Source organism: Rossellomorea sp. GCM10028870, from assembly GCF_042666755.1.
Classification (GTDB): domain Bacteria; phylum Bacillota; class Bacilli; order Bacillales; family Bacillaceae_B; genus Rossellomorea.
The window spans coordinates 1-12,927 of the sequence record NZ_JBHTGN010000004.1; the positions used below are offsets into that span (position 1 = coordinate 1).

Here is a 12,927-nt window from a genome sequence, read left to right on the forward strand (position 1 = left end):
GTCTGGTGACAATGGCGAAGAGGTCACACCCGTTCCCATGCCGAACACGGAAGTTAAGCTCTTCAGCGCCGATGGTAGTTGGGGGATCTCCCCCTGTGAGAGTAGGACGTCGCCAGGCAAATGTGAAGAAAGAGTAGCTCTTATGGGTTACTCTTTTTTTGTTGTGTGTGAATCGATAAGTGATTTGAATTTTCCTCTCCACCTCTGTGTGGGATTGGGAGATGATTGGAAAAAGACGCATAAAATGAAAATTAGACGCAAAAACTGTCGGAAATGACGCATAAATTTAAAAAACGACGCAATAACTATCACTTCAGACGCAATCACTTAAGGTCAGAACCAAAGAACCAATGAAATAAAGGTCTCTGTCCCCAAGTCGGAAGCAAAAATTACTAAATTTTCATAGAGTCTATCCATAATTCACTCATTCTCTACTAAAACGTGTAAAAAAATCAATTCTACCATTCTGTTAACTACCAATATCACATCCTTCTTTCAAAACTTTCCAATTAAACCCCAAATTCAAAACCAACTAAAAAACCTAAGTCATGAACATCCCCCCATCCCAATCGACCAACATACCCAGCCAAGCACATCGCTTTTCTTTCTAATGGATCCCTCTTATACTATATACAAGTTCTAAAGGAGGTAATTCACATGACAACTACTAACATGCGTGAACAATACAATGAATACATCTCAAAATTCAAAGAGAAAACTCCTCAGGAAATCCAGGATAAGATGGGAAAAGCGATTGAAGAGCTGGCGAAGTCTGATGATGGTAAAGGTCTCCGTGCAGGGGAGAAAGCACCAAATTTCACATTACCTGACGCGACAGGCAAAGAGATTCAACTGGAAGATATGCTTAAGAAGGGTCCAGTTATCCTTACATTCTACCGTGGCGGATGGTGCCCATATTGCAATATGGAGCTGCGTGCATACCAACAGCTGATGGAAGACATTAAAGAAGCGGGTGCTGAACTGATTGCTGTTAGTCCACAAACACCGGATGCATCCCTTTCTACAAAAGAAAAGAATGAGCTTGATTACGTTGTTTTAAGCGATGAAGGAAATAAAGTGGCAGATGAATATAAGCTTGTTTATAAGCTTCCTCCTTACTTAGTAGAGATATACAAAGGCAAAGGTCTGGATCTGGAGAAAGCGAATGACAGTGATTCATGGACGCTTCCTGTTTCAGCAACGTATATTATTAAGCAGGACGGAACGATTGCTTACGAATACACAAAAGCCGATTATAAAGATCGTGTGGAACCTTCTGAGGTTGTTGAGAAGTTAAAATCGTTATAATCCAAAGCAAGACGGCTTTATGGCTGCGATGACACGCTGCCATAAAGCCGTTTTTTGTTTTAATCAGGTCAAAATAGGAAAGACACAAAGTAGGAGATCAGATTTTCTAGAAATTGTCATCGGGAAATCATTCGTAATTTTTCTTGAAGTGGTTCATATTATGGAATTTTTCTAGTAAAATAGGAACTTAATTTGAGCATACTACAAATAGTAGTGGAGAGAGGAGCATCTTGGTGTTAGACAATAGTTTTGTGATGGTAGCGATTATTTTGATCATCAATGTTGTATACGTATCCTTTTTTACGATCAGAATGATTTTGACGTTAAAGGGTTATCGATATATTGCTGCTTTTGTTAGTACATTTGAAGTAGTGATTTATGTTGTGGGTCTAGGGCTGGTTCTGGACAATTTGAATGAGATTCAGAATCTGATTGCGTATGCGGTCGGTTATGGCCTCGGGGTGATTGTAGGGATGAAAATCGAAGAGAAGCTTGCGCTTGGCTATATTACGGTCAATGTGATTACGAAAGAATATGATAAGGCCCTTCCGAATGAACTCCGTGCAAGGGGCTACGGGGTCACGAACTGGGAAGCCAATGGACTGGAAGGAAACCGGATGGCCCTGCAGATCCTGACTCCGCGAAAGTATGAGATGAAGCTGTATAATACAATTAAAGAGCTTGACCCAAAGGCATTTATCATTGCGTATGAACCGAAAGCGATTCACGGAGGGTTCTGGGTGAAGACAGTCCGAAATATTCGTAAAGGAAAAATAAAAGAATGAGTAAAAAGAAATTATTATTTGAAGTACAAGAAAACGAGAAGATTGCGGATTGTTTAGACCGTATGAAAGAAATGGGTTATATACCGGTAAGACGGATGGAAAAACCTGTGTTTGAAGAACAAAAAGATGGAAAGAAAACAGAGTATGTCCCTATTAAACAGACAATTGTCTTCGAGGGGAAGAAGATTGAAGAGTAAACGCTTCAAATCCGAACATTAATTTTCAGACTTTTATTATCGTTCGATTATTCGTTGACAGAGCCTCTATATCACGTTATGATGGAGACAAATAAACCGAATACCCTCATATAATAATGGGAATATGGCCCATGAGTTTCTACCTGACTACCTTAAATGGTCGGACTATGAGGGAAAGTAGCTGTCTGGATACGAGCTCGTTTGTGGACCCTATCGGATAAAACGGGACCATTCTCTGTAAAATACCCAGATCAATTGCTTTCTCTCAAAAAGTAGAGAACAATTGATCTGGGTATTTTTTGTTAAGAGGGATTAAACTAGGGGAGGTGCCTGTCACCATTATGATATCAGTAATCATGGGAAGTACATCGGACTGGGAGACAATGAAGCATGCGTGTGAGGTATTGGAAGAGTTAGAGATTCCGTTTGAGAAACGAGTTGTATCGGCTCACAGGACACCCGATTATATGTTTGAGTTTGCGGAAGGTGCAAGAGCTCGCGGAGTGAAGGTCATTATTGCAGGTGCAGGCGGGGCTGCTCATCTGCCGGGAATGGTGGCTGCGAAGACCACATTGCCTGTGATCGGGGTACCGGTTCAGTCTAAGGCCTTGAACGGAATGGATTCACTGTTGTCGATCGTGCAGATGCCGGGCGGCGTTCCGGTGGCGACGGTGGCGATCGGGAAGGCAGGAGCTACCAACGCAGGACTCCTTGCCGCACAGATTCTTTCGATAGAAAATACAGAGTTGGCTGCAACTTTGGAAAATAGAAGAGATGCACTACGGGAAAAAGTGATGGAAAGCAGTGATGACCTTGAATAAAAAAACGATTTTACCAGGACAGATGATCGGGATCATCGGCGGAGGACAGCTTGGACGAATGATGGCCCTTGCTGCGAAACAAAATGGCTTTCGTGTGGCCGTTTTAGATCCGGCACCACAATCACCATGTGCCCAAGTGGCAGATCTTGTGATCACGGCCGGTTTTGACCAATATGATGCCCTTTATAGATTGGCAGAAGAGTGTGACGTAATCACATATGAATTTGAAAACATCGATTATGAAGCACTTAAATGGTTGTCGGAGCGTGCCTTTTTACCTCAAGGGGCAGAGCTCATCCGCATTACACAGGATCGCATCATGGAAAAGGAAGCCCTTACACTTGCAGGGGTGAAAGTAGCTCCTTATGCTGTGATTAAACAACAAGAGGATATCTATGATAATATAGAAAAGCTTGGCTATCCAGTGGTTCTGAAAACATCAAGAGGTGGTTATGACGGGAAAGGACAGTATGTGATCCGTGAAGAGAGCGGGATAGAAGAAGCCGCTGCTTTATTGGAGAACGGTCCATGTGTGTTAGAGAAATGGATACCTTTTGAAAAAGAATTATCCGTCATCGTGACACGAAATCCCGATGGACAACAAACCAACTTCCCGGTAGTGGAAAATATTCATGTGGATAATATCTTACATGAAACGATTGCGCCGGCAAGGGTGAGTGAAGAAGTAGCAGATATTGCGATCGAGATGGCGAAGAGAATCAGTGAGACTCTTGATCTAGTCGGAACTCTGGCCATTGAAATGTTCCTGACGGAGGGTGGAGACATCTATATCAATGAGCTGGCTCCAAGACCTCATAATTCCGGTCACTACTCAATTGAAGCATGCGACTTCTCACAATTCGCCCAACATATCAAAGCTGTTTGTAACTGGCCGCTTGTTCAACCAACCTTATTAAAGGACGCTGTGATGGTTAACCTATTAGGAGAGCATATCGAGCCTATTATGAAGGCTGTTCCAAAGCATCCAGACTGGTTTATTCATCTTTACGGCAAGGATGTACCAAAGCCGAAACGTAAGATGGGGCATGTCACTCTTTTAACAAATGATATTGAAGAGACCTTGATGAACATAAACGAAGCTGGAATTTGGAAGGTTCAAGAGAAGATCGGAGGACGACTGGTATGATAGAACGTTATACACGCCCTGAAATGGGAGCAATTTGGACAGAGGAAAATCGTTTTCAAGCATGGCTTGAAGTAGAAATTTTGGCTTGTGAAGCGTGGGCTGAAATCGGGGACATTCCGAAAGAGGATGTTGCGAAGATTCGTGAGAACGCGGGATTCAATGTAGATCGCATTAAGGAAATAGAAGAAGAAACGCGACACGATGTTGTAGCTTTCACCAGAGCGGTTTCTGAAACCCTCGGAGAAGAAAGAAAATGGGTTCATTACGGATTGACTTCTACTGACGTAGTGGATACGGCACTTTCTTATCAATTAAAGCAGGCCAATGACATCATTCTAAAAGACTTAGAGCGATTCGTAGAAATTTTAAAGAACAAAGCGATCGAGCACAAACATACGGTCATGATGGGCCGTACGCACGGAGTTCATGCTGAGCCGACTACTTTCGGTTTGAAGCTCGCCCTTTGGTATGAAGAAATGAAGCGTAATGTTGAACGTTTCAAAGCAGCGGCAGATGGAGTGGAATTCGGTAAGATTTCCGGTGCAGTTGGAACGTATGCGAATATCGATCCATTTGTAGAATCGTATGTGTGTGAAAAACTTGGCATTAAGCCGGCACCAGTTTCAACACAAACACTTCAGCGTGATCGTCATGCTCATTACATGGGGATACTTGCCCTGATCGCGACTTCGATCGAAAAATTTGCCGTTGAGGTCCGTGGTCTTCAAAAGAGTGAAACCCGTGAGGTGGAAGAGTTCTTCGCAAAAGGTCAAAAAGGATCATCGGCCATGCCTCATAAACGTAACCCGATCGGTTCAGAGAATATGACGGGAATGGCTCGTGTAATCAGAGGCTACATGCTGACAGCTTATGAAAACGTGCCTCTATGGCATGAGCGTGATATCTCTCACTCATCAGCGGAGCGTGTAATCCTGCCGGATGCGACGATTGCTCTTAATTACATGCTGAACCGTTTTGGGAATATCATCAAGAACTTGACGGTCTTCCCGGAGAATATGCAGCGCAATATGGATCGTACGCTTGGCTTGATCTACTCTCAACGTGTTCTTTTGGCCCTTATCGATAAAGGGATGACACGTGAAGAAGCGTATGATACGGTTCAGCCGAAAGCGATGGAGGCATGGGAGAAGCAAGTGGCATTCCGTTCCTTGATTGAAGAAGACGACACGATTACGTCAAAGCTTTCTCCAGCGGACATTGATGATTGTTTCGATTACAATTATCATTTGAAGCATGTGGATACGATTTTTGAACGTTGCGGCTTGGTAGAATAAGTCCTTCTGATAATTGAATAGGGCAGGGGTTTTAGCAGAATCCCTCCCTTTTTTTATGGAAATATAGACTGAAGATTGGAAATATTACGTTAACGGGGGGATTTCATATGGAAAAAGGGACACTTTTATATGAAGGCAAAGCGAAACAAATCTTTGCAACACAGGATGAAGATGTTGTTTGGATTCAATATAAGAATTCCGCCACTGCTTTTAATGGGGAGAAAAAAGCGGACATCGACGGCAAAGGGGTTTTAAATAATAAGATTTCGAGCTTGCTATTTTCAAAGCTTGCTGAAAAAGGGATACAGAGTCACTTTATTAAACAGTTATCGGATTATGAGCAGCTGGTCAAACGTGTACGTATCATCCCGCTTGAAGTCGTGGTTCGCAATGTGATTGCGGGAAGCCTTTCGAAGCGACTCGGTAAAGAAGAGGGAACCCCACTTCAGAAGCCGATCATCGAATTTTACTATAAGGATGATGATCTGGGTGACCCACTCATAACGGATGATCACATTGATTTCCTGGAGATTGTTTCACGGGAAGAACGCGCTGAGATAAGAGAAATGGCTCTTGGAGTAAATGAGGTCCTTCAAGGGATTTTCAAAGAAGTGGGAGTCACACTTGTCGATTTCAAATTAGAGTTTGGGAAAGATCGTAACGGTTCAATTTTATTAGGGGATGAAATATCGCCTGACACATGCCGTTTATGGGATGCAGAGACCAACCAAAAGCTGGATAAAGATGTTTTCAGAAGAGATTTAGGCAGTTTAACAGAAGTATATTCAATTATTTTAGAACGCTTAGGAGGAAACAAGCTATGTACAAAGTAAAAGTTTATATCACATTAAGAGAAAGTGTATTGGACCCTCAAGGAAGTGCTGTTAAACATGCGTTACATTCAATGGAATTCAAGGCTGTTGAAGATGTGCGCGTCGGTAAGTATATGGAGCTTACTCTTCCATCTTCTGTGGAAAACGTGGAGGCTGCGGTTGAAGAAATGTGTCACCGACTACTCGCAAACCCTGTCATTGAGGATTATCGATATGAAATCGAGGAGAGTGTGGCTCAATGAAGTTTGCAGTGATTGTATTCCCAGGTTCTAACTGTGACATCGATATGTACCATGCGATTAAAGACGAAATCGGCGAAGAAGTCGAATACGTTTGGCACGATGCTGATAATCTGGAAAACTATGATGCTATTCTATTACCAGGCGGATTCTCTTACGGGGATTACCTTCGTTCAGGTGCGATTGCCCGCTTCTCAAACGTCATGAAAGAGGTCGTGAAAGCGGCGGAGCAAGGAAAGCCGGTTTTAGGTGTATGTAACGGATTTCAGATTTTACTAGAAACAGGCTTACTTCCGGGAGCTATGCGCAGAAATGATAGCTTGAAGTTCATTTGTAAAACCGTTCCGTTAACGGTAGAGAACAATGAAACGATGTTTACGAATGGTTATGAAAAGAATGAAGTAATCCAAATTCCGATAGCACACGGAGAAGGAAATTACTTCTGTGATGAAGATACGATGAACACTCTTAAGGAAAACAACCAAATTGTTTTCACGTATAGTGATGAAAATCCCAACGGTAGTGTGGAGAACATTGCGGGGATTACAAATGAGGCTGGAAATGTCCTCGGTATGATGCCTCATCCGGAACGGGCCATGGACACTTTATTAGGTAGTGAAGACGGGAAGAAACTATTTCAATCGATTGTGAAACACTGGAGGGAAAAACATGTCGTTAATGCTTGAACCAACTTCAACAAAAGTGAAAGAAGAACAGCTTTATCGTGAGATGGGTTTAACAGACGAAGAATTTTCAATGGTGGAAAACATCCTGGGAAGAACACCGAACTACACAGAGACCGGGCTTTTCTCTGTTATGTGGTCAGAGCATTGCAGCTATAAAAATTCGAAACCTGTACTTATGAAATTTCCAACGACAGGTGAAAGGGTTCTTCAAGGACCTGGAGAAGGAGCTGGAATTGTTGATATTGGCGATGATCAAGCAGTGGTGTTCAAAATCGAGAGTCACAATCATCCGTCAGCCATCGAGCCTTTCCAAGGAGCGGCAACGGGTGTCGGGGGTATTATACGAGACGTATTCTCGATGGGGGCAAGACCTATCGCACTCCTCAACTCTTTACGCTTTGGAGAGCTGGATTCTCCTCGTGTTCAGTATCTATTTAAAGAAGTCGTAGCAGGTATTGCCGGGTATGGAAACTGTATCGGGATCCCAACGGTAGGAGGGGAAGTTCAATTTGATGCCTCTTACGAAGGAAATCCACTTGTAAACGCCATGTGTGTCGGTTTGATTGATCATAAAGATATTAAAAAAGGTCAGGCCCATGGTGTTGGTAACACGGTGATGTATGTCGGGGCGAAAACAGGGCGTGATGGAATTCACGGAGCCACCTTCGCATCCGAGGAATTAAATGAAGGGTCAGAAGAGAAGCGCCCGGCGGTTCAAGTGGGAGATCCATTCATGGAAAAATTACTTCTTGAAGCGTGTCTTGAACTCGTTCAGAACGATGCCCTTGTTGGTATACAAGATATGGGAGCGGCTGGTCTTACAAGTTCATCAGCTGAAATGGCAAGTAAAGCGGGATCCGGGATCGAAATGAATCTTGACCTTGTCCCGCAGCGCGAAAGAGGCATGACGGCATATGAAATGATGCTTTCAGAATCCCAGGAGCGTATGCTGATCGTCGTTGAAAAAGGACGTGAGCAAGAAATCGTTGATCTTTTTTCAAAATATGACTTAGAGGCAGTTTCGATCGGTAAAGTAACGGATGATAAGCGTCTACGTCTTCTTCATAAAGGGGAAGTCGTGGCGGATGTGCCGGTAGATGCACTTGCTGAGGAAGCACCGGTTTATCATAAGCCATCTCAAGAAGCGGCTTACTACAAAGAGTTTCAAGCAATGGAAACAGTATCTCCAAAAGTAGACGATTATAAAGAAACCCTTAAGGCGCTCTTGCAGCAGCCGACGATTGCGAGTAAAGAATGGGTTTACGATCAATATGATCATCAAGTAAGAACAAGTACGGTTGTAAGTCCGGGTTCTGATGCAGCGGTCGTACGGGTACGCGGCACTAGAAAAGCCCTTGCTATGACAACGGATTGTAATTCCCGTTACCTTTACCTGGATCCGGAGGTCGGAGGAAAGATTGCGGTAGCTGAAGCGGCACGTAATATCGTTTGTTCAGGAGCGATTCCACTGGCGATTACGGACTGCTTAAACTTCGGGAATCCAGAGAAACCGGAAATCTTCTGGCAGATTGAAAAATCAGTTGACGGAATGAGTGAGGCGTGCCGTGAGCTATCGACTCCTGTCATCGGTGGAAATGTATCCCTTTATAACGAATCAATGGGTACTGCCGTTTATCCAACTCCGGTAGTTGGAATGGTTGGATTGATTGAAGACGTCGACCATATTACTACACAAAGCTTTAAGGAAGCTGGAGATTATATCTTTGTCATTGGTGAAACCCATGAAGAGTTTGGCGGAAGTGAGCTTCAAAAGCTGACTGAAGGAAAAATCTTCGGTAAGGCACCGAAAATTGACTTGAAAACGGAGCTTCGTCGTCAAATGCAGCTTTTAGAAGCGATTCAAAAAGGTCTTGTGGCATCGGCCCATGATATCGCTGAAGGTGGTTTCGCCGTCGCTCTTGCAGAATCCACGTTTGGAACAAATGGATTAGGAGCAAAAGTAGAGCTTTCGGGAGAAAACAATATAGCGGACCTTTTCAGTGAAACACAATCACGTTTCATCGTTTCAGTTAAACCTGAAAACAAAGACGAGTTCGAGAAGCTTGTTCCGGATGCCAAGGCAGTAGGAAACGTAGCAGATCATGAATCAATTACGGTGTCATCAGGAAATGGAGAAATCATCTTACAAGCTTCAGTTGAGGAATTAGAGTCAGCTTGGAAAGGAGCCATCCCATGCCTGCTGAAATCAAAGGCTTAAACGAAGAATGTGGAGTGTTTGGCATTTGGGGACATCCTAATGCCGCACAAATTACGTATTATGGACTTCATAGTTTACAGCATAGGGGACAAGAGGGAACAGGGATCGTCGTTTCTGACGGTGACAAGTTACGTTGCTTAAAAGGGGAAGGCCTCGTAACGGAAGTGTTCCAGGAGGGTACCATCGAGAAGCTTGATGGGGATGCAGCCATCGGTCATGTACGATATGCGACTGCTGGGGGCGGAGGCTATGAAAATGTTCAGCCTCTTCTTTTCAACTCCCAGAATGGCAGCCTTGCTCTTGCCCATAATGGAAATCTAGTCAATGCGAACGCCTTGAAGCATCAGCTTGAAGGACAGGGGAGTATTTTTCAAACAAGCTCGGATACAGAAGTGTTAGCTCACTTGATTAAAAGAAGCGGCTATTTCAACTTGAAGGACCGCGTGAAAAATGCGCTGACCATGTTGAAGGGCGCCTATGCATTTGTGGTGATGACGGAAACAGAAATGATGGTGGCCCTGGATCCGCACGGTCTACGCCCACTATCACTTGGTAAGCTTGGGGATGCTTACTGTGTTGCGTCAGAAACATGTGCCTTTGATATCGTGGGGGCTGAATTTGTACGGGATATCGAGCCCGGGGAACTTGTGATCATCAATGATGAGGGAATGACCTCAGAACGGTTCAGTTTTTCAGGTGGGAATGCGATGTGTACGATGGAATACGTATACTTCTCAAGACCTGACAGCAACATTCAAGGAATCAATGTCCATTCCGCCAGAAAAAGAATGGGAATGGAACTAGCGAAAGAAGCGCCGATTGAAGCGGATGTTGTAACGGGTGTACCTGACTCCAGCATCTCCAGTGCGATCGGCTATGCAGAAGCATCAGGAATTCCGTACGAATTAGGCCTTATTAAGAACCGTTATGTAGGTCGCACGTTTATCCAGCCTTCTCAATCTCTTCGTGAGCAGGGAGTGAAGATGAAGCTTTCGCCAGTCAGAGGAGTGGTAGAAGGGAAACGTGTGGTAATGGTAGATGATTCGATCGTACGCGGAACAACAAGTAGACGAATCGTCAGCATGCTGAAAGAAGCCGGAGCCAAGGAAGTTCATGTGTGCATCAGTTCGCCGCCCATCAAGAACCCTTGCTTCTACGGGATTGATACGTCGACTCATGAAGAGCTGATCGCTTCTTCCAATTCAGTGGAGGAAATGCGCCAGATCATCGGAGCCGACTCCCTGACCTTCTTGAGTACAGATGGTGTGTTAAAAGCGATTGACCGAAATGATTCGTCAGAGAATCGCGGTCAATGCTTGGCTTGCTTTACAGGGAAGTATCCAACCGAAATCTACCCGGATACACTTCATCCACATGAAAAAGAGTTAGTGAAATAGGGGGAATCATGATGGCAAACGCGTATCGTCAAGCAGGAGTAGATATAGAAGCGGGATACGAATCAGTCGACCGCATCAAAAAGCATGTGAAAAGAACAGCTCGAGAAGGGGTTCTTGGTCAATTAGGCAGCTTTGGCGGAATGTTCGATTTATCTCCTTTGAATTTAAAAGAGCCTGTTCTTGTATCAGGTACGGATGGAGTCGGAACGAAGCTGAAGCTTGCGTTCATGGCAGATAAGCACGATACGATCGGGATTGATTGTGTGGCCATGTGTGTGAATGACATTGTCGTTCAGGGGGCGGAACCCCTGTATTTCTTAGATTATATAGCTACTGGAAAAGCAATTCCAGAGAAGATAGAAGGTATTGTAAAGGGTATTGCGGACGGATGTGAAATGGCTGGCTGTGCGCTGATCGGTGGCGAAACTGCCGAGATGCCTGGTATGTATTCTGATGAAGAATATGATATCGCCGGCTTTGCGGTAGGGGCTTGTGAAAAAAAAGAGATTATCACAGGTGAAAAAATTTCTGATGGAAATGTGTTAGTCGGACTGGGTTCCAGTGGTATACACAGTAATGGGTACTCTTTAGTACGAAAAGTATTCTTCGAAGATCAGTCGTTCTCTTTGGAAGAAACATTACCAGAGCTTGGAACCACACTAAAAGAAGCGTTACTGACACCAACCAAGATTTACGTGAAACCAGTGTTAGCTGCACTGAAGCAATTCTCCATCAAGGGGATGTCCCATATTACAGGCGGAGGCTTCATTGAAAATATCCCACGGATGCTGCCGGATCATTTGCAAGCAGACATTACAGAAGGAAGCTGGGATATCCCAAGTATTTTCACGGCCATTGAGCACTATGGGGAAATTCCCCGCAGCGAAATGTACAACATATTTAATATGGGAATTGGATTTGTGTTAGCGGTTGAAGAAAAGGAAGCAGAAGACATTCTTCAATTCTTCAACGAACAGGGTGAAGAAGCCTTTATCATCGGACGTGTGACCAGTGGAACCGGGGTACGTTTCGTTCGTTGAAATGAAGGGTGAGAAAGTCAATATCGGGGGCGAGTCATGAGACAGATTGCCATTTTTGCATCAGGAAGCGGAAGTAATTTTCAAGCATTGGTAGATGCTGTTCAAGGTGGAACACTGAAAGCGAATATTAAACTTCTTGTATGTGATCAGCCGGGAGCGTTCGTTATTCAACGCGCCCAATCAGCAGGTATCCCTGTTTTCATTTTTCGGGCGAAAGATTATGAAAACAAGCAGGCGTTTGAACAGGAAATCCTAAATGAGCTGGCTCATTTGGGTGTTGATTTTATTGTATTAGCAGGGTATATGAGATTGATTGGCCCTACCTTATTGGAAAGCTTCGGAGGACGGATCGTGAATATCCACCCTTCCCTTCTTCCATCCTTTCCGGGAAAAGATGCCATCGGTCAAGCCATCGATGGGGGAGTGAAGATCACCGGCGTCACCATTCACTATGTAGACGCTGGAATGGATACAGGCGAAATCATCGCACAGGAAATCGTCCGGGTGACAACAGGCGAAACCAAACAATCACTCCAGGACAAAATCCAGCACGTCGAGCACCACCTATACCCAGCTACCCTCAACCACCTCTTCCTCACCACAGGCCACTAAAGGTGTAGAGTGAAAAGGGATTGCTTTATTGTGGTAGTGTGGAAAAGTATTGAGGGACGGACCTTGGGTTTGATTTCATTATAAGGAATGGGTGGAGCAGTGATAGCGTGGGCATACGGTCAGGGTTGGGTGCGTTATTTGCAATTTGGCACAACAAAAGCTGAAAGTGGCACAACAAACGCCAAAAGTGGCACAACATTCCCCAATCCGGGTGGAATGGAGTAAACAAAACAGCCCAGATAAACCGTTTCATAAACCCCGCCCTGCCTTTCCACCCTTTTATTTTATGAAAGCCCTCTAATCAATCTCCAATTTAAGAAAATAATGAAATAAAATCAGCATTACAGCA

Annotated in this window: 13 protein-coding genes, 1 rRNA gene and 1 riboswitch; all 14 genes read left to right on the plus strand. The window is 44.1% G+C overall.

What is annotated here, in order from left to right; genetic code table 11:
- Position 1 precedes the first annotated feature (1 nt).
- The 14 genes from rrf (at position 2) to purN (ending at position 12,578) form a co-directional block, all read left to right on the plus strand.
- Positions 2–118: ribosomal RNA gene (rrf, locus tag ACFQWC_RS16330) — 5S ribosomal RNA — on the plus strand.
- A gap of 539 nt (positions 119–657) precedes the next feature.
- Positions 658–1,308 (plus strand): peroxiredoxin-like family protein, encoded by a 651-nt coding sequence (locus tag ACFQWC_RS16335; RefSeq protein ID WP_299741304.1) that lies wholly within the window; start codon positions 658–660, stop codon positions 1,306–1,308.
- Positions 1,309–1,541: 233 nt separating this feature from the next.
- Positions 1,542–2,093: a DUF2179 domain-containing protein gene (locus ACFQWC_RS16340; RefSeq protein ID WP_299741305.1), complete on the plus strand. Its 552-nt coding sequence runs from the start codon at positions 1,542–1,544 to the stop codon at positions 2,091–2,093.
- Positions 2,090–2,290 (plus strand): NETI motif-containing protein, encoded by a 201-nt coding sequence (locus ACFQWC_RS16345; protein ID WP_299741306.1) that lies wholly within the window; start codon positions 2,090–2,092, stop codon positions 2,288–2,290. The genes ACFQWC_RS16340 and ACFQWC_RS16345 overlap by 4 nt, the downstream gene beginning before the upstream one ends.
- 86 nt (positions 2,291–2,376) lie before the next feature.
- Positions 2,377–2,478: riboswitch (purine riboswitch) on the plus strand.
- 153 nt (positions 2,479–2,631) lie between these two features.
- A complete protein-coding gene (gene purE / locus ACFQWC_RS16350; protein WP_299741307.1) occupies positions 2,632–3,111 on the plus strand; it encodes a 5-(carboxyamino)imidazole ribonucleotide mutase in 480 nt (159 codons plus the stop codon).
- Positions 3,098–4,258, plus strand: coding sequence for a 5-(carboxyamino)imidazole ribonucleotide synthase (purK, locus tag ACFQWC_RS16355; protein ID WP_377108532.1), 1,161 nt, complete (start codon positions 3,098–3,100; stop codon positions 4,256–4,258). Before purE ends, purK begins: the two co-directional genes overlap by 14 nt.
- The gene (gene purB, locus ACFQWC_RS16360; protein WP_299741309.1) at positions 4,255–5,553 is read left to right on the plus strand and encodes an adenylosuccinate lyase; all 1,299 of its coding nucleotides are present in this window, start codon (positions 4,255–4,257) and stop codon (positions 5,551–5,553) included. The genes purK and purB overlap by 4 nt, the downstream gene beginning before the upstream one ends.
- 107 nt (positions 5,554–5,660) lie before the next feature.
- Positions 5,661–6,386 carry a phosphoribosylaminoimidazolesuccinocarboxamide synthase gene (gene purC / locus ACFQWC_RS16365; protein WP_377108535.1) on the plus strand — a complete coding sequence of 242 codons (726 nt, stop codon included), beginning with the start codon at positions 5,661–5,663 and terminating at the stop codon, positions 6,384–6,386.
- Entirely contained in the window at positions 6,374–6,628 is a 255-nt protein-coding gene (gene purS, locus ACFQWC_RS16370; RefSeq protein WP_299741311.1) for a phosphoribosylformylglycinamidine synthase subunit PurS, read from the plus strand. The genes purC and purS overlap by 13 nt, the downstream gene beginning before the upstream one ends.
- Positions 6,625–7,311: a phosphoribosylformylglycinamidine synthase subunit PurQ gene (gene purQ, locus ACFQWC_RS16375; RefSeq protein WP_299741312.1), complete on the plus strand. Its 687-nt coding sequence runs from the start codon at positions 6,625–6,627 to the stop codon at positions 7,309–7,311. The genes purS and purQ overlap by 4 nt, the downstream gene beginning before the upstream one ends.
- A complete protein-coding gene (gene purL, locus ACFQWC_RS16380) occupies positions 7,295–9,529 on the plus strand; it encodes a phosphoribosylformylglycinamidine synthase subunit PurL (protein WP_299741313.1) in 2,235 nt (744 codons plus the stop codon). The genes purQ and purL overlap by 17 nt, the downstream gene beginning before the upstream one ends.
- Positions 9,505–10,926, plus strand: coding sequence for an amidophosphoribosyltransferase (purF, locus tag ACFQWC_RS16385; protein WP_299741314.1), 1,422 nt, complete (start codon positions 9,505–9,507; stop codon positions 10,924–10,926). The genes purL and purF overlap by 25 nt, the downstream gene beginning before the upstream one ends.
- 11 nt (positions 10,927–10,937) lie before the next feature.
- Positions 10,938–11,966: a phosphoribosylformylglycinamidine cyclo-ligase gene (gene purM, locus ACFQWC_RS16390; RefSeq protein WP_377108539.1), complete on the plus strand. Its 1,029-nt coding sequence runs from the start codon at positions 10,938–10,940 to the stop codon at positions 11,964–11,966.
- A gap of 36 nt (positions 11,967–12,002) precedes the next feature.
- The gene (gene purN, locus ACFQWC_RS16395; protein WP_377108541.1) at positions 12,003–12,578 is read left to right on the plus strand and encodes a phosphoribosylglycinamide formyltransferase; all 576 of its coding nucleotides are present in this window, start codon (positions 12,003–12,005) and stop codon (positions 12,576–12,578) included.
- Positions 12,579–12,927: the final 349 nt, after the last annotated feature.